This window comes from Thauera aromatica K172 (genome assembly GCF_003030465.1).
Lineage (GTDB): Bacteria > Pseudomonadota > Gammaproteobacteria > Burkholderiales > Rhodocyclaceae > Thauera > Thauera aromatica.
Genome location: NZ_CP028339.1, coordinates 460048 through 476719, shown reverse-complemented (window position 1 = coordinate 476719; position 16672 = coordinate 460048). Strand labels below are relative to the sequence as shown.

The following is a 16672-nucleotide window of genomic DNA, read 5'->3' as shown; positions in this document are numbered from 1 at the left end:
CGGTGCTCAGCCCCGCCGAGGACGGCACCGATGAACGCCCACCTTCCCCTTCGCCCCGTGCTGAGCCGGGCCAGCCGCCCGCTCACCGTCGAGATTCCTGCCGTGGACGAGCACGGCACGACCGTGCCGACGCCGATCGCCGGCGAGCACCCGCTCACCCTTTATGTCGACAAGCGCGAGATCGTCACCCTGATGACGCTCGGCGCCGCCCCCGAAGCGCTCGCCATCGGCTGGCTGCGCAACCAGCGCCTGGTGCAGAGCCTGGACGAGATCGCCGCGGTGCAGGTCGATTGGGAGGTGGACGCGGTCGCGGTCACCACCCGCGGCGGCCTCCACGAGGCCGATGAAAAGCTCGGCAGCCGCACCGTGACCACCGGTTGCGGCCAGGGCACGGTGTTCGGCGGGCTGATGGACGAGATCGATCAGGTCCGCCTGCCCCACGGCCGCCTCCTGAAGCAATCGACGCTCTACGCGCTGATGGAAGCGGTGCGCCACCACGAATCGATCTACAAGCAGGCCGGCGCGGTCCACGGCTGCGCGCTGGCCCGCGCCACGCCCGACGGCTGCGCAATCCTGATGTTCTTCGAGGACGTCGGCCGCCACAACGCGGTCGACGCGATCGCCGGCCAGATGTGGCTCGACGGGGTGGACGGAGCCGACAAGATCTTCTACACCACCGGCCGGCTGACTTCGGAAATGGTGATCAAGACCGCGCAGATGGGCATTCCCTTCCTGGTGTCGCGCTCCGGCCTGACTCACATGGGCTGGCAGATCGCACAGAAGATCGGCCTCACCATGATCGGCCGCGCGCAGGGCAGGCACTACCTGTTGTTTACCGGTGTCGAGCGCTTCGAGCGCGACTAGCCGCCCCGCCCGATCCGGCCCCGTTTCCGCGCCTCCGGCGGCCTCTTCGATCCGCTGCGCCGTTTTTCCCGCCGTGCGCGCCTGCCCGGCAGCGGCGCGGCTTCACTCCCCGACCGATCTCCCCGATGAAGATGACCATGCAGACCCAGGACCACGCTTCGCCGCAACACCCGAGCCCCCACCCCGCCGAGCACAGGATCACCGGCGTCCTCCTCGCCGGCGGCCAAGGCAGTCGTATGGGCGGCGTCGACAAGGGCCTGGTCGAGCTCGCCGGCCGGCCGATGGCCGCCCACGCGCTCGAGCGCCTCGCCCCCCAGGTCGACGAGCTGCTGATCAACGCCAACCAGAACCTCGACACCTGGGCAGCCTTCGGCTACCCGGTGTTCGGCGACGACGTCGGCGGCTTCGCCGGCCCCCTCGCCGGCCTCCACGCGGCGCTGGTCCGCGCCCGCCACCCGCTGGTCGCGACCGCCCCCTGCGATTCGCCGTTCCTGCCCGCCGACCTCGTCGCCCGGCTCGCCGCCGCACTCCACGCCGCCGGCGCCAACCTCGCGGTGGCGAAGACCTTCGACCAAGCCCATCCGGTGTTCTGCCTGTGCCGGCGCGAGCTGGCCGGGCATCTGGGCGACTTCCTCGCCGCCGGCGGACGCAAGATCGACCGCTGGTACGGCAGCCTGAAGGTGGTCGAAGTCGCCTTCGACGACCAGGAAGCGGCGTTCCGCAACATCAATACCCGCGCCGAACTGGCCGACGCGGCAAAGGCGCTGCCGGCTCAGCGCCCGGAGTAGGCGACGATGAAATCGGCGACCTGCGCCGGATCGTTGATGTCGAGCTGGGGCAGCACGGTGTCGAGCGGCGCATCGGTGGCGATGGCGACGATGTGCGGGTCATCGGGGAACAGCAGCGGCTCGCCGACCACGGTGCGGCGCACTTCGATCTTCGGAATCGGCGCACGCTTGAAGCCTTCGACCAGCACCAGGTCGCAGTCGCCGAGCTTGCCGAGCAGCTCGTCCAGCGTGGCCTCGGGCGCGCCGCGCAGCTCACGCGTCAGCGACCAGCGCTGATCCGAACTGACCAGCACTTCGCGACAGCCGGCCTGGCGGTGGCGCCAGGAGTCCTTGCCTTCGTGGTCGATGTCGAAGCGGTGATGGGCATGCTTGACCAGCGACACCGCCAGCCCGCGCGCGCTCAGCACGCCGACCACCTGCTCCACCAGCGTGGTCTTGCCGCTGCCGGACCAGCCGGCGAATCCAATCACTTTCATGTCGTTCAGTCTGTCCTTGTATTCCGGTTCCGGCCGCGCACGGAAAGCGCAGCCACTGCATTGCGATGCTTCGGCCCGCCGGCGCTAGAACGGCTTCAACACCACCAGGAACACGACCACGAACAGCACCAGCACCGGAATCTCGTTGAATACCCGGTACCAGACGTGGCTCTTCGTGTTGCGCCCGGCGGCGAAGTCGCGCAGCAGCCGGCCGCAGTACAGGTGGTAGCCGACCAGGCCGAGCACCAGCGCCGTCTTCAGGTGCAGCCAGCCGCCGCTGAAGCCGTAGCCGAACCACAGCCACAGGCCGAGGGCGACGGCGAGGATGCCGAGCGGAGTCATGAAGCGGTACAGCTTGTGTTCCATCAGCGCCAGGCGCGCGCGGGTGGCGTCATCTTCGACCATGGCATGGTTGACGAACAGTCGCGGCAGGTAGAACAGGCCGGCGAACCAGCTCACGACGAAGATGATGTGCAGCGCCTTCAGGGTCGGCATGGGAAATCGTGCTCCGCGAGGGGATCGGGTTCGGAAGGATGCGCCGGAGGCAGCGCGGCAAGGCCGGCGGCGACCGTCGGGTAGCGCAGACGCAGGCGTAGTTCCCGCTTCAGGCGGCGGTTGTCGAGGCGGCGGGACTCGCCCATGAATGACAGCGCCAGCGCCGACAGGTGCTCGGCGATCGCCGCGCGCCCCAGCCGCGGCGGGTGCGGCAGGCCGCAGGCATCGGCGACGGCATCGAAATATTCGCCCATCTTCAGGCCGGAATCGTCGCTGGCGTTGTACACCCGCCCGGGAGGGGCGCGGAACAGCGCCAGACAGGCGATGCGGGCGAGGTCGTCGGCATGGATGTGATTGGTATCGACGTCGTCGGCGGCCACGAGCACCGGGTCGCCGCGGCGCAGGCGCTCGAGCGGCAGGCGGTCGGCGGCGTAGATGCCGGGGGCGCGCAGGATCGCCACCCGCACCCGGCAGCGCCGGCCGAAGGCGCGCAGGCGGGACTCGGCGTCGACCCGGCGCCGGGCACGCGCGGTGCGCGCCCGGCAAGGCCGGGTTTCATCCACCCGGGCGCCCGCGCAATCGCCGTAAACCCCTGTCGTGCTTATGTATACCACCCCCTGTGGTAGACTCCGCCCCGCCGCCAGCGCCGCCAGCAGGCGCTTCGTGCGGGGATCGCCCTCCCCGCCCGGAGGCGGCGGAGCGAAGTGCAGCACGGCCTCGGCCAGCCCTGCCAGCCGCCCCAGGCTGCGACGGTCGTCGAGATCGGCCTGCAGCGGCACCGCGCCGGCGGCACGCACGGCCGCCCCGCTTTCACCGCGACGCACGAGCGCGAACACGCGGAAACGGCGCACGAGCCACGGCAGCGCGCGCAACGCGACGTCACCACTGCCGACGATCAGGATCCTTTTCATTTTTCAATTATCTCACGCGCCATGAAACATCGGATTTCACTTCAGCCGGGGGACCATCGCTTCGATGCCGACGACGGCCAGACCGTGCTCGAAGCCGCGCTCGCCGCCGGACTGCGGCTGCCGCACAGTTGCCGCGACGGCGTCTGCGGCGCCTGCAAGGGCAAGGTGCTGGCGGGCGAAGTGGACCACGGCCACCCTGCCGGCGGCGCGCTCAGCGCCGCCGAGCGCGCCGCCGGTCTGGCGCTGTTCTGCTGTGCCCGGCCGCGCTCCGACCTCGTCATCGAAGCGCGTGCGATCGACCGCCCGGGCGACATTCCGGTCAAGCGCCTGCCCTGCCGCGTGCACCGCCTGACGCGCCTGGCCGACGACGTGATGCGGGTCGACCTCAAGCTGCCGGGCAGCGAAATCTTCGAATTCCGCGCCGGCCAGTACATCGACATCCTGCTCGCCAACGGCCAGCGGCGCAGCTTCTCGATCGCCAACGCGCCGCACGAGCACGGCTACCTCGAACTGCACGTGCGCCGCATCGACGGCGGCCGGTTCACCGGCCACGTCTTCGAGACGATGAAGGAAAAGGACATCCTGCGCCTCGAAGGCCCGCTCGGTGATTTCTGGCTGCGCGAGGATTCCGCGCGCCCGATCGTGCTGCTCGCCGGCGGCACCGGCTTCGCCCCGATCAAAAGCATCGTCGACCATGCCATCCACCTCGGCATGCGCCGCCCGATCAGCCTGTACTGGGGCGCCCGCACCCGCGCCGGCCTGTACCTGGACGCCCTCGCGCGCAGCTGGCAGACCGCTCTGCCCGGCCTGCGCTATGTCCCGGTGCTCTCCGACGCCCCCGCCGGCGACGGCTGGGACGGCCGCCGCGGCCTCGTGCACCAGGCCGTGCTCGACGATTTCGCCGAGCTCGGCGGCCACGAAGTCTATGCTTGCGGGGCGCCGGCGATGATCGAGGCGGCGCGCACCGGCTTTTGCACCACCCGCAACCTAGACGAAGACGCCTTCTTCGCCGATGCCTTCACTTTCGCCCCGCAGACAAACTGAACCGGAGCCGGAGCGCCCGATGCCCCAGACCACCCTGCTGACCCGCGAACCGGTCGTCAACAAGAACCGCGCGATCACCGCCAACCGCCTCATCGCCCATGGCCCGAACATCGCGTCGGTAGTCGACGCGCTCGCCGCGCAGGCCGAAGTCTGGCCCGGCTACCACCCCGTTTTCCTCAGCCTCGGCGACCTCGTCCCCAGCCCCGAGCTGATGGCCTGGCAAATGCCTGAAAACGTCACCATCGAAATTCCCGCGCAAACCCTGTCCAATCCGCACACCCGGGCACTGATGGGCCGGCTGCGCGACGACGGCATCGCGATGTGCCTGAGCTGGTTCACCCCGGACACGCCCCTGCCCGCCCATTTCGACTGGCGTTTCGTGCTGATGGACGCGCGCGACGGGCAGGCCCCCGCCCACTCGCCGGGGTTGACGCTGGCCTGGGGGCTGGCCGACGTCGATGCCTTCCGCCAGGCCGTCGATGCCGGCTTCGATGGCGCCTCGGGCTGGTTCTTCCAGCACGGCAACCCGCCGGCCCGGACCCTCAAGCCGGGACACGCACAGATCGTCCATCTGCTCAACCTGGTGCGCAGGAACGGCGACATCCGCGACATCGAAACCGTGCTCAAGCAGGACCTGGCCCTGTCCTACAAGCTGCTGCGCTACATCAACTCCGCAGGCTTCGGCCTGATGTACGAAATCCAGTCGTTCCGCCACGCGGTCAACATCCTCGGCTACGACGCCCTCAACAAATGGCTGTCCCTGCTGCTGGTCACCGACAGCCGCGATCCGGGCGCCCCGGCGCTGATGCAGACAGCGATCACGCGCGGACGGTTCATGGAAGAGGCCGGCGCCGGCCATGTCGATGCAGACGAGCGCGACAACCTGTTCATCACCGGCGCATTCTCGCTCCTGCACGTTCTCCTCGGCACCTCCATGCAGGCCCTGCTCGACAAACTCCACCTGCCCGCCAGCGTCAGCGATGCGCTGCTCCACGACCGCGGTGAATTTGCCCCCTTCCTGCGTCTGGCCAAAGCCTGCGAAAGCCTCGACGGCAGCGCGCTCGGCGCCCTCGCCGACGAATTCGGCTTCACTCCCGAACACCTCAACCGCGCCCAGCTCATCGGCCTGGGCTTCGCCGACAGCCTGCAGGCATGAACGCCGCCTCCCCCGGCGGATCCCCGGGCGAAATGGAAAAGGCCGGCATGCGCCGGCCTTTTCCATTTCGCGGAGGCGCGTGTCCGCGCCCCGTCTCCCCCGCTTATTTCTGCGACAGGATCCAGGCCACGAGCGCCTTCGCATCGGCGTCGTTGACCTGCGGGTTGGGCGGCATCGGGATCTGGCCCCAGGCGCCGACACCGCCCTTCTGCACCTTGGTCGCGAGCTTGGCGGCGGCATCGGCCTGGCCGGCGTACTTGGCAGCGACATCCTTGTAGGACGGGCCGACCAGCTTCTTATCGACCGCGTGGCAGGCCAGACAGTTCTTGGCCTTGGCCAGCTCGGCCGAAGCGAACGCCGGCGCGGCGGACAGGAGACCGGCGGCAACGGCCGCAGCAACGAAAAGCTTCATCTTCATTTCCTCATGGTGTTGGGTTGGTTGCGATCATCGACAGGGCGACCCGATGCGATCGCCGTCATCGGGAGCAAGGCGCGGCGGTCATGCCCCGCCGGCACGACAAGACCGATGAAAACGCTGCAGCCGGGAGCGCGGCAGCGGGCAGTCTCGTCGATAACCGATCTTAAATCAGCCTCGGGAACTTGCCTATGCGGCGTGCCATGGCGAAACGCCCTGTTGCGCTTTATAATCCTGCCCCCTTCCGGCGCGCCGCACCTCACTGCCGCACCTCCATCGCCTCGTCCGGCCTCAGCCCGGCGTGGCTGGCGCGGAACGGATTGATGTCCAGCCCGCCGCGGCGGGTGTAGCGCGCCCACACCGCCAGCTCGCGCGGCCGGCAGCGCGCCAGCAGGTCGCAGAACATGCGCTCCACGCACTGCTCGTGGAACTCGTTGTGGGCGCGGAAAGATACGATGTAGCGCAGCAGTCCCTCGCGATCGATCGCGGCGCCGGTGTAGCGCACCACCACCATGCCCCAGTCGGGCTGCCCGGTGACCAGGCAATTCGACTTCAGCAGGTGCGAATACAGCGTTTCGCTACGCTCGGCGCCCCCGGCACGGAGGAAACCGGGCTCGGGCTGGTAGGTATCGATGTCGATTTCCAGCCCATCGAGGCAGACGCCCTGCGGGTAGCCGGACGCACGCTGCGGGCGCAGCGCCAGCGGCGTCACGGCGACACCGACCTCGGCCCCGGCCGCCGCGGACAGGTCGCGCGCGATCCGCGCGCGCGGCTCTTCCACTGTGCCGAAGCGCTGCTGGTTGAAGGAGTTCAGGTAGAGCTTCAGCGACTTCGACTCCACCAGCCGCGGCGAAGCCGCCGGCACGCGGAATTCGCCCAGCGCCACCACCGGCTTGCCGCGCGCATCGAGCCAGGACAGTTCGTAAGCGTTCCACAGGTCTTCGCCGACGAAGGGCAGCGCCCCGGCGCGCAGACCGAGCTCGTCGCGCTTCAACTGGCGCTCGATCGGGAACAGCAACTCGGGCGCATAGGTGTCGCGGTAGGCGACCGCCTGCCCGAGGAGCGAGGTTTCGGCGCCGTGGCGGGGAGTGCGGGGCCGGCTCATGCGGGCACCCCCGGGCGCGCGGGAAGCCGCAGCGGGGCAAACAGCGCGGCCAGATCGAGATGCGCCTCGAGCGCATCGGCAAGGCGTTCGAGGTCGGCCTCGCGCCGCGCCGCCAGATCGACCGGAGCGAAACCGCCGTCCCCGCCATCGGCGCGCAGCCCGGCCCAGGCAAGCAGCGCCGCAAGCGCGCCGGGCGCATCGAACAGGCCGTGGACGTAGCTGCCCAGGATCTGGCCGTCCGCCGACAGCGCGCCGTCGGCACGCTCTTCCCCGCCGGCAGTGCGCAACAGGGTGGCAGGCCGCGCCAGCGCCGGGCCGCGTGACACGCCCATGTGGATTTCGTAGCCTTCGACTTCGCCCCCCGCTCCGCCTTCGCCACCACCGGCCGCAGCGCTCAAGGCCACGGACAGGCGGCCGCGCACATTTTCCAGCCGCTTGTCGCGTTCGAGCACGGTTTCCATGTCGAGCAGGCCGAGACCGGCGACCGTGGCCGGCGGCCCTTCCAGGCCGAGCGGGTCGGCGAGGCTGCGGCCGAGCATCTGGAAGCCGCCGCAGATCCCGATCAGCTTGCCGCCATAGCGCAGATGGCGCGCGATCGCCGCCTCCCAGCCTTGCGCCCGCGACCAGGCCAGATCGGCGTGCACCGCCTTGGAGCCGGGCAGCACGATCAGGTCGGCGGGCGGAATCGCCTGCCCGGGGCCGACCCAGCGGAAATCGACCTGCGGATGCAGGCGCAGGGCGTCGACATCGGTGTGATTGGAGATCCGCGGCCAGGCCGGTGCGATCACGCGCAGCGCACCTTCCCCGGCCTGGACGTCGGCAGCGCCGTCGGCGAGCGCATCCTCGGCATCGAGGAACAGCCCGTGCAGATAAGGCAGCACGCCGAACACCTTGCGTCCGGTACGCGCCTCCAGCCAGTCCAGCCCCGGTTGCAGCAGACCGAGATCGCCGCGGAAACGGTTGATGACGAAGCCCTTGACCCGCTCCTGCTCGGACGGCGAAAGCAGTTCAAGGGTGCCGACGAGGTGGGCGAAGACGCCACCGCGGTCGATGTCGGCGACCAGCACCACCGGCACGTCGGCGGCCTCGGCGAAGCCCATGTTGGCGATGTCGCGATCGCGCAGGTTGATCTCCGCCGGACTGCCGGCGCCTTCGACGAGCACGGCCTGGTAGGCCGAGCACAGGCGGTCCCAGCTCTGCATCACCGCCGCCATCGCCATCGGTTTGTAGGCATGGTAGTCGCGCGCCGACAGGCTTGCGACGACGCGGCCGTGGACGATGACCTGGGCACCGATGTCGGTCGCCGGCTTGAGCAGCACCGGATTGAAGTCGCTGTGCGGAGCGACGCCGGCGGCGAGCGCCTGCAGCGCCTGGGCACGGCCGATCTCGCCGCCATCGGCGGTGACCGCGGAATTGAGCGCCATGTTCTGCGGCTTGAACGGCGCCACCCGCAGGCCGCGCCGGCGCAGCACGCGGGCGAGTCCGGCGACCAGGGTGCTCTTGCCGGCGTCCGAGGTGGTGCCCTGCACCATCAGCGTGATCGGGGAGGACATCGCGTAGAATCGGCCTGCGTTGACGAAGGGCCCGATTATCGCCGATTCGCAACCGGGCGGTGCCTCCGCCGCGCCGGCGGCGGAAGGCGCCCGCCACGGCCCGCCGCCGGCGCCCCCGAAGCACCGCAACAACCGGCCTCGTCCGCCTGTCCCGGACAGGCGCCTGTTCCTGTCCTCCGATTCCGCTCCGATGCTGCTTTCCACCACTTCGATCGCGCTCAAGCTGGGCGCCGGGCTGCTCGCCGACCGGCTGTTCGGCGAGCTGCGCCGCTTTCATCCACTGGTCGGCTTCGGGCGCTGGGCGGCGCACGTCGAAGCAGGATGCCGGCGGGTTCTCGGCGCCAGCCGCCCTGCCGGCGTCGCGGCCTGGGCGCTGGCGGTGCTGCCCTGGGTCGCGCTGGCGCTGTGGCTGCGCGGGCTGCATCCGCTGGCGCACTGGCCGGTGGATGTGGCGCTGCTCTATTTCGCCCTCGGCGGGCGCAGCCTGGCCGAACACGCACTGGCCATCGCCGTCCCCCTGGCGGCCGGCGAGCTGAGCCTGGCGCGCGAGCGGGTGGGATGGATCGTCAGCCGGGAAACCGCCGCGCTCGACGCCGAAGGGGTGGCACGCGCGGCCACCGAGTCGGTGCTCGAAAACGGCAACGACGCGGTGTTCGGCGCGCTGTTCTGGTTCGTCGTTGCCGGCGGCGCGGGCGTGCTGGCGTTCCGCCTGGCGAACACGCTCGACGCGATGTGGGGCTACCGCAGCCCGCGCTACCTGCACTTCGGCTGGGCGGCCGCGCGCCTCGACGATCTTCTCAACGCCTTGCCGGCACGCCTGACCGCGCTCACCTATGCACTGCTCGGCCGCACCCGGCGCGCGCTGGCCTGCTGGCGGACGCAGGCGTGCGCCTGGGACAGCCCGAACGCGGGGCCGGTGATGGCCGCCGGCGCCGGCGCGCTGGGCGTGCGCCTGGGCGGCGCGGCGGTCTATCACGGCCGCGCCGAGGATCGCCCGGTGCTCGGCGAGGGCCGCCCGGCCGATGCGGCGAGCATCGCCGAGGCGGTCGCCCTGGTGCGCCGGGGCGCACGGTGGTGGCTGGGGCTGGCGGCCCTCGCGACGCTGATCCAGGCCGGGCTGGCGACGCTGGCGGGAGCGCCCCATGCTTGAGCATGGCGGCCGGCTGCGGCGCGCCGCCCGCGAGCACGGCATCCCGCTCGCCGACTGGCTCGACCTGTCGACCGGGGTCAATCCGCACGCCTATCCGGCACCGCCGGTCCCGGCCGCAGCGTGGCAGCGCCTGCCGGAAGACGACGACGGTCTGGAGGACGCCGCCGCACGCTATTACGGCAGCGTGGCGCTGCTGCCGGTGGCCGGCTCGCAGCCGGCGATCCAGGCCCTGCCCGCAGCCCTGCTCCCGGCCTGGGCTGCGGGCAGGGCTGCGCACGCCCGGCACGGCGCCGCCGTCCCGCCGCGGGTCACCCTGCTCGCACCGAGCTACGCCGAGCATGCCCACGCCTGGCGCGGCTGCGCGCCCGCCCTGGTCAGCGCCGAGAACATCGCCGCGGCCGTCGACCGTAGCGACATCGTCGTCCTGGTCCAGCCGAACAACCCCACCGGGGCCCTGTTCGAGCGCGCGCACCTGCTCGACTGGCATGCGCGGCTCGCCCGCCGGGGCGGCTGGCTGGTGGTGGACGAGGCCTTCATCGACACGGTCCCGGAGGCCAGCCTGGCCCCGGCCGCCGGAGTCGACGGGCTGGTGGTGCTGCGCTCGCTGGGCAAGTTCTTCGGCCTCGCCGGTGCGCGCGTAGGCTTCGTCCTGGCCCCCGCCCACCTGCGCCGGGTGCTGGCGGACACGCTCGGGCCCTGGACCCTGAGCGGCCCCGCCCGCCTCGTTGCCCGCCAGGCACTGGCCGATCACGCCTGGCAGGCCCGCACCCGCACCCGGCTGCGGGCCGAAGGCGAACGCCTGCAGAGCCTCCTCGCCGCCACCGGTTTCGCCCCCACCCACGGCCCGGCCCTGTTCAAGTGGGTGCCGACCCCGCACGCCGCCGCGCTCCATGCGCACCTGGCACGCCGCGGCATCCTCAGCCGCCTGTTCGACACCCCCCCGGCCGTGCGCTTCGGCCTGCCGCCGGACGAGCACGGCTGGCAACGCCTGGAAGCCGCGCTGCAGGCCTGCGGCGAAGCGCTCCACCGCTCCGGGAACGCTCCCGCCGGCAGTCCCCCATCGCCCCGGACCCGAGAACATGGTTGCTGACACCTTTCCCCGCCTGCACCACGGCGCCACCCTTGCCCTGCTCTGCGGCCTTGGCCTCCCCGCTGCCGCGCAGGTCGACATCACCGACGACCGCGGCCACCGGCTGGTGCTGAAAGAGCCGGCGCAGCGCATCATCAGCCTCGCCCCCCACGTCACCGAAATCCTGTTCGCCGCCGGTGCCGGCGACAAGGTGGTGGGAGTGGTCGCCTACAGCGACTACCCGGAGGCGGCGAAAAAGCTGCCGCAGGTCGGCGGCTACACCCAGATCGACCTCGAAGCGATCGCCGCCTTGCGCCCCGACCTGGTGATCGGCTGGCCGAGCGGCAACCGCAGCGCGCCGCTCGAGCACCTCCGGGCGCTGGGCATTCCGGTCTACCTGAACGAACCGCGCAGCCTCGATGCGGTCGCCCACAGCCTCGAGCAGTTCGGCCGCCTGGCGGGCAGCGAAGCGCCGGCGCAGGCCGCCGCCGCCGCGTTCCGCGAACGCCGCAGCGCGCTCGCCGCCCGCTACCGCGAGCGCCCGGCGGTGCGCACCTTCTACCAGATCTGGGACCGGCCGCTGATGACCGTCAACGACGAACACCTGATCGCCGACGTGATCCGCCTGTGCGGCGGCCGCAACGTCTTCGGCCACCTGTCGCAGCTGGCCCCCACGATCGGCGTCGAAGCGGTGCTGGCGGCCGACCCCGAAGCCATCGTCGCCAGCGGCATGGGCGAGGGGCGCCCGGAATGGCTCGACCAGTGGAAGCGCTGGCCGCAGCTCGAAGCGACCCGCCGCGACAACCTGTTCTTCATCCCGCCCGAGCGCATCCAGCGCCACACTCCACGCATCCTCGACGGCGCACAGCGGCTGTGCGAGCAACTCGAGCAGGTGCGCGCGCGACGCAGCGAAGTCAGTCCGGCAGCACCATCGGGTGGCGCCTGACGCGGGCGAACTCCCACCACGCCCGATCGAAGACCCAGGCCAGGGCCGGCAGCAGCTCGGGAAAGAAATGGCGCGCCGCGGACGTCGCCTCCTGCGGCCGCCACGCCGCAGAAACCCGCAAGGCGCGCAGCCGGCGGCGCAGCGGCGGGTGGAACGGCGCTGCGCCCACCTCCGCCTCCGCCGTCCACGCCGCGGCGGCCATCGCCGAAGCGGAGAACCCCGCATCCATGCCGGTACCCATTTCGCGAAACGGCCGGACCGGCGAAGCGGCATCGGCCTCATGCCGGGCCAGCACCCGCGGCCAGTAGTCGTGCTCGAGGAATTCCGCCCGCCGGCTCAGCTCAGCCAGCGCATCGCCGACCGCCTACGCTCCTACCAGGCGCGCGGCGAGCGCATCGGCCTCGAATTCCTCGAGGCGCGACAGGCGCAGCATGTCGGCGCAGAACCCCGCGGACAGGCGGTCGATCACGCCCTTCAGCAGCGGCACGCAGGCAGACGCCTCGTCGAGCGCGCGCATCCACCACGCCCGCAGATGGGCTCCCTGCGCACACCAGCCGCAGCGCTGCGCGGCGAGATGGCCGAATTCATGGGCGAGTACGGCGGCGAGCTGGGCCGGCGACAGGCTATGTACCAGCGGCAGCCCCACCAGCAGTTCGGTCCGCAGCCCCCCCACGCCCCCCAGACGCGGCCGCTGCACCACTGCGGCGTTGATCTCGGCGGTAATGCGGACGCAGTGCACCGCCGGCACCCCCGAGCGCTCGGTCAGGTCGTCGAGCAGCCGGAAGAACTCCTGCGCCGCCGCACGCGGCAGGCAGATCCCTTCGATCCGCGGTGCGGGGCTCGACAGCACGCGCAGCAAGGTACCTGCCGCGAGCAGCCCGCCCAGCCCGGCCACCGCCGCAAGCAGGGTTGCGAGCGGCTGACCCAGCCCGACTGCCGCCCACATCAGGACAAACGCCTGGCCGCTGCCATAGATGAACAGGCCGGACAAGGCCGCGATCGACGCCAGCCCGCCCGCCGCCGCCCACGCCAGCCGGCATGCGAGCCGGGCGCGCAGGGAGGGGACGCTCTTCCGAAGCTGAAAATGATTCATCGCGATCAAAAGGATGGAGGTCGATCGGAGTGCCGCCCGGCAACTCCCCGACTATCGCCCACTTTATGCATTATGCAAATACCCCGAGACTGCCGGAGCCGCTTTCGTCCGCCGGGCACAGCCGAAATGGCTCGCTTATCCACGCCGAAGCCCTTATAGTGCCGGCTCGCCGCGAATGCACCAATCGATCGCGGCGCCCCTGCAACGATCCCTGCGGCCCGAAACCGGCCCGGATCCCTCCCTGCCAGTCCGGATTGGTGTCGCGTCGATCCACGCGACGGACTGCCGCTGGAAACATCGATGAATTCCGAAGTGACTTTCGCCAGCCTCGGGCTGGCCGAACCCCTGCTGCGCGCCATCGGCGAAGTCGGCTATTCCACGCCGACGCCGATCCAGGCCCAGGCCATTCCCCAGGTCCTCGCCGGCGGCGATCTGCTCGCCGCCGCCCAGACCGGCACCGGCAAGACCGCCGGCTTCACCCTGCCGCTGCTGCATATGCTGGCCGCGACCCATGCCCACCCCCATCCGCCCGGCCGCCCGCGCTGCCTGATCCTGACCCCGACCCGCGAACTCGCCGCCCAGGTCGAGGAGTCGGTGAAGACCTACGGCAAGCACCTGCCGCTGACTTCGCTGGTGATGTTCGGCGGGGTCAACATCAACCCGCAGATTGCGGCGCTGAAAAAGCGCGTCGACATCCTCGTCGCCACCCCGGGGCGGCTGCTCGACCACGTCGGCCAGAAGACGCTCGACCTCTCCGGCGTCGAGATCCTGGTCCTCGACGAAGCCGACCGCATGCTCGACATGGGCTTCATCCGCGACATCCGCAAGATCCTCACCCTGCTGCCGAAGAAGCGCCAGAACCTGCTGTTCTCGGCGACCTTCTCCGACGAGATCCGCCAGCTCGCCGGCGGCCTCCTGCACAATCCCGGCACGGTGGAAGTGGCGCCGCGCAACACCACCGCCGAACGCGTCGATCAGGCGGTGTACCAGGTCGGGCAGAAGCACAAGCGCGAACTGCTCGCCCACCTGATCAAGGAAAAGCAGTGGTTCCAGGCGCTGGTATTCACCCGCACCAAGCACGGCGCCAACAAGCTCGCCGAGTACCTCAGCAAGCACGACATCGGCGCCGCCGCGATCCACGGCAACAAGAGCCAGGCCGCGCGCACGCGGGCGCTCGCCCAGTTCAAGGACGGCTCGCTGCCGGTGCTGGTCGCCACCGACATCGCTGCGCGCGGGCTGGACATCGACCAGCTGCCGCAGGTGGTGAACTTCGAGCTGCCGAACGTGCCCGAAGACTACGTGCACCGCATCGGCCGCACCGGCCGTGCCGGTGCCGCAGGCAACGCGATCTCGCTCGTCGACGGCGAGGAGATCAAGCTGCTGAGCGCGATCGAGCGCTTGATCAAGCGCCGCATCGAGCGCGTCACCGCCGAAGACTTCGTGCCCAGCGCCGGCGCCGAGGCGGCCCACGACGCCGATCACCAGCGCGACCCGCTGCCGCGCCGCGGCGGCAACCGTCCGGAGCGTAGCCGCAGCCAGGCCCCCGCACGCCAGGGCACGCCCGGCAGCGCGGCGCGCCCCGGCGAGCGTCCGGCCGCCCCCGCGCCGGGGCACCGGGCAAACCCGGCGGCCGGCCGCAGGCGCCGCGCGGCGAAGCGAACGGCAACCGCGCCCCGCGCCAGGCCGAAGGCCGTGAAATCGACGGCAACCGCCAGCCGGCCGCGCGCCCCGAGGTGAACGGCAACCGTGCCGAACACGGCAACCGCCGCCCGGACGTCGACGGCAACCGCATTTCCGCGCCGCGCCGCGGCGAAGCCGGCGGCAACCGCCCGCAGCAGCGCGCGGCGTTGTTTTCCGCCAAGCCGGGGAAGAATTAAGCGCTGGCGCCCGGACGGGCGCCGGCTCGAACCGGGCGCGGCGAGGCCGCCGGGAAGCACCCCCGGCTCAGGCGCGCTGCAGCTGCAGCGGAGCATCCAGCCGCTCCAGCGCGGACCGCGGGGAAGCATGACCGTGGCCGTCGAGCCTGAACACGTCGACCACCGCCTCCAGCTGGGCGGCCTGCTCTTCCAGCGCCTGGGCGGCGGCGGCCTGTTCGACCTGCACCGCATTCTGCTGGGTGACGCCGCTGATCTCGGCGATCGAGGTGGTCACGCGCTCGATGCCCAGAGTCTGTTCGGCGCTGGCCGCGGCGATGCCGCCGACGATCCCGGTCACCTGCTGGATCGACTGCACGACTTCGCCCATCGTCGACCCGGCCTGGTGCGCCAGTGCCCCCCCGGCAGCGACCCGCTTCACCGAGTCATCGATCAAGGCCTTGATTTCGCGCGCGGCGCCCGCCGAACGCTGCGCCAGGCTGCGCACCTCCGAGGCCACCACGGCAAAGCCGCGGCCCTGTTCGCCCGCGCGAGCGGCCTCGACCGCGGCGTTGAGCGCCAGGATGTTGGTCTGGAAGGCGATGTTGTCGATGACCTGGATGATGTCCGCCACTTTCTGCGACGAGGCTTCGATCGCGTCCATGGTGTGCACCACCTGCGCCACCACGTCCCCACCGCGCTGCGCAACCTCCGAGGCGGAAACGGCCAGCTCGCTGGCCTGACGTGCACCGCCAGCGTTCTGGTTGACCGCAGTCGTCAGTGCCTGCATCGAAGCGGCGATCTGACGGATGGTGTCGGCCTGGCGCTCGGTGCGTTCGGAGAGATCGGCGCTGCCGTTGGCGATGTCGCGCGACGCGGTGAAGATCGCATCGGTGCCACCGCGTACTTCGCCGACGATGTGACGCAGGCTCGCGCTCATTTCCTTGAGCGCCTGCTGCAGGCCGCCGATCTCGTTGCTGGAGGTCACGGCGATGTCCTGCGACAGGTCGCCGGCGGCGATGCCACGCGCCACCTGTACGCCGGAGCGCAGCGGCACCGTGACCACCTTGCAGATGAACGGATAGATCAGCAGCAGCACCGGGATGCTGGTGACAACCGCCATCAGGATCGACTTCCAGCGCTGGGCAGCGAGGTCGGCATTCACCTTGTCGAGCGAGACCTTCATGCTCACCGCGCCGAGAACGCTGTTTTCGGCGACCTGGTGGCAGCTCAGGCAATTCTTGCCGAGGTAATCCGGCTGCGCCAGCGCCGGGCGGACCACGCGCAGGTATTCGCCCTTGCCATCCGATTCGACCACGCTCAGGACGCGGCCATTGTCCAGCACCCACTGTTCGCTGCGATCGGGCCGGGCATCGTGGGCCGTGCCTTCGCCGAAGGCTTCGATCACCGCGGTGCCGCGCACCACACGCACGTCGCGGATGGAGCCGAGCTGGTTCATCTGGTCGAGCAGGACGTCGCGCTGGCCGATGGTGCCGGTTACCATCATCCCGGTCAGGCCGGCCATCGTCGCTTCATGCATGCTGTGGGAGAACTCCTCGGCCTGATTGAGCGCGGCCTCCCGGTAAACGTGGCTCTGCCAGACGATCACCGCGGTCCATACGACGAACAGTGCAATGCCGATGGTCAGCAGCAGCTGCACCCAAATCCTGATCCTGGGGGAATTTGCCGTGGGTTTCATGGTGTGGGGCCGGAAAAGAAGCGTGGCGGGAGTTCCGCAGGTGCCGGAACGGCTC

Annotated in this window: 18 protein-coding genes; 9 read left to right on the top strand and 9 right to left on the bottom strand. The window is 70.7% G+C overall.

Features of this window, described 5'->3' with window-relative positions:
* The first annotated feature begins 30 nt into the window (after positions 1–30).
* Complete coding sequence (locus Tharo_RS02315) at positions 31–864, top strand: formate dehydrogenase accessory sulfurtransferase FdhD (RefSeq protein ID WP_107219830.1); 834 nt, start codon at positions 31–33, stop codon at positions 862–864.
* Positions 865–1001: 137 nt separating this feature from the next.
* Positions 1002–1652 (top strand): molybdenum cofactor guanylyltransferase MobA, encoded by a 651-nt coding sequence (gene mobA / locus Tharo_RS02310; protein ID WP_107222280.1) that lies wholly within the window; start codon positions 1002–1004, stop codon positions 1650–1652.
* On the opposite strand, the gene mobB is transcribed toward mobA, so the two are convergent.
* The 3 genes from mobB to Tharo_RS02295 form a co-directional block, all read right to left on the bottom strand.
* On the bottom strand, positions 1637–2128 hold the full coding sequence (gene mobB / locus Tharo_RS02305) for a molybdopterin-guanine dinucleotide biosynthesis protein B (protein ID WP_107219829.1): 492 nt from the start codon (positions 2126–2128) through the stop codon (positions 1637–1639). The two genes, mobA and mobB, sit on opposite strands and share 16 nt — an antisense overlap.
* A gap of 84 nt (positions 2129–2212) precedes the next feature.
* Positions 2213–2623 carry a CopD family protein gene (locus Tharo_RS02300; RefSeq protein ID WP_107219828.1) on the bottom strand — a complete coding sequence of 137 codons (411 nt, stop codon included), beginning with the start codon at positions 2621–2623 and terminating at the stop codon, positions 2213–2215.
* Positions 2611–3534 carry an NAD-dependent epimerase/dehydratase family protein gene (locus tag Tharo_RS02295; protein WP_107219827.1) on the bottom strand — a complete coding sequence of 308 codons (924 nt, stop codon included), beginning with the start codon at positions 3532–3534 and terminating at the stop codon, positions 2611–2613. The genes Tharo_RS02300 and Tharo_RS02295 overlap by 13 nt, the downstream gene beginning before the upstream one ends.
* 21 nt (positions 3535–3555) lie before the next feature.
* Between Tharo_RS02295 and Tharo_RS02290 the strand changes: the two genes are divergently transcribed.
* Together Tharo_RS02290 and Tharo_RS02285 are read left to right on the top strand one after the other, a co-directional pair.
* Positions 3556–4578, top strand: a complete 1023-nt coding sequence (locus Tharo_RS02290) for a CDP-6-deoxy-delta-3,4-glucoseen reductase (protein WP_107219826.1) — start codon at positions 3556–3558, stop codon at positions 4576–4578.
* 19 nt (positions 4579–4597) lie between these two features.
* On the top strand, positions 4598–5734 hold the full coding sequence (locus tag Tharo_RS02285; protein WP_107219825.1) for an EAL and HDOD domain-containing protein: 1137 nt from the start codon (positions 4598–4600) through the stop codon (positions 5732–5734).
* A gap of 103 nt (positions 5735–5837) precedes the next feature.
* Here Tharo_RS02285 and Tharo_RS02280 read toward each other — a convergent pair whose 3' ends face one another.
* The 3 genes from Tharo_RS02280 to Tharo_RS02270 form a co-directional block, all read right to left on the bottom strand.
* The gene (locus tag Tharo_RS02280) at positions 5838–6146 is read right to left on the bottom strand and encodes a c-type cytochrome (RefSeq protein WP_107222279.1); all 309 of its coding nucleotides are present in this window, start codon (positions 6144–6146) and stop codon (positions 5838–5840) included.
* Positions 6147–6408: 262 nt separating this feature from the next.
* Positions 6409–7254 (bottom strand): NADPH-dependent 7-cyano-7-deazaguanine reductase QueF, encoded by an 846-nt coding sequence (gene queF / locus Tharo_RS02275; protein WP_107219824.1) that lies wholly within the window; start codon positions 7252–7254, stop codon positions 6409–6411.
* Entirely contained in the window at positions 7251–8807 is a 1557-nt protein-coding gene (locus Tharo_RS02270; RefSeq protein ID WP_107219823.1) for a cobyric acid synthase, read from the bottom strand. The genes queF and Tharo_RS02270 overlap by 4 nt, the downstream gene beginning before the upstream one ends.
* A 190-nt stretch (positions 8808–8997) precedes the next feature.
* On the opposite strand from Tharo_RS02270, the gene Tharo_RS02265 reads away from it, so the two are divergent.
* Genes Tharo_RS02265 through Tharo_RS02255 form a run of 3 tightly spaced genes read left to right on the top strand, consistent with a single transcriptional unit; the run spans position 8998 to position 11972 of the window.
* Complete coding sequence (locus Tharo_RS02265) at positions 8998–9957, top strand: CobD/CbiB family cobalamin biosynthesis protein (protein ID WP_211309649.1); 960 nt, start codon at positions 8998–9000, stop codon at positions 9955–9957.
* Positions 9950–11047, top strand: a complete 1098-nt coding sequence (gene cobD / locus Tharo_RS02260; protein ID WP_107219822.1) for a threonine-phosphate decarboxylase CobD — start codon at positions 9950–9952, stop codon at positions 11045–11047. The genes Tharo_RS02265 and cobD overlap by 8 nt, the downstream gene beginning before the upstream one ends.
* On the top strand, positions 11037–11972 hold the full coding sequence (locus tag Tharo_RS02255) for a cobalamin-binding protein (RefSeq protein WP_107219821.1): 936 nt from the start codon (positions 11037–11039) through the stop codon (positions 11970–11972). Before cobD ends, Tharo_RS02255 begins: the two co-directional genes overlap by 11 nt.
* On the opposite strand, the gene Tharo_RS17880 is transcribed toward Tharo_RS02255, so the two are convergent.
* Together Tharo_RS17880 and Tharo_RS17875 are read right to left on the bottom strand one after the other, a co-directional pair.
* Complete coding sequence (locus Tharo_RS17880; RefSeq protein WP_245880979.1) at positions 11941–12267, bottom strand: hypothetical protein; 327 nt, start codon at positions 12265–12267, stop codon at positions 11941–11943. The two genes, Tharo_RS02255 and Tharo_RS17880, sit on opposite strands and share 32 nt — an antisense overlap.
* A gap of 69 nt (positions 12268–12336) precedes the next feature.
* Positions 12337–13065, bottom strand: coding sequence for a M48 family metallopeptidase (locus Tharo_RS17875; RefSeq protein WP_245880978.1), 729 nt, complete (start codon positions 13063–13065; stop codon positions 12337–12339).
* A gap of 300 nt (positions 13066–13365) precedes the next feature.
* On the opposite strand from Tharo_RS17875, the gene Tharo_RS02245 reads away from it, so the two are divergent.
* Positions 13366–14802 (top strand): DEAD/DEAH box helicase, encoded by a 1437-nt coding sequence (locus tag Tharo_RS02245; RefSeq protein WP_107219820.1) that lies wholly within the window; start codon positions 13366–13368, stop codon positions 14800–14802.
* Positions 14799–14942 carry a hypothetical protein gene (locus Tharo_RS17870; RefSeq protein ID WP_159051653.1) on the top strand — a complete coding sequence of 48 codons (144 nt, stop codon included), beginning with the start codon at positions 14799–14801 and terminating at the stop codon, positions 14940–14942. Before Tharo_RS02245 ends, Tharo_RS17870 begins: the two co-directional genes overlap by 4 nt.
* A 67-nt stretch (positions 14943–15009) precedes the next feature.
* Here the strand turns inward: Tharo_RS17870 and Tharo_RS18060 are convergent, their stop codons facing one another.
* Complete coding sequence (locus Tharo_RS18060) at positions 15010–16578, bottom strand: methyl-accepting chemotaxis protein (RefSeq protein WP_281257417.1); 1569 nt, start codon at positions 16576–16578, stop codon at positions 15010–15012.
* Between the last annotated feature and the right edge of the window lie 94 nt (positions 16579–16672).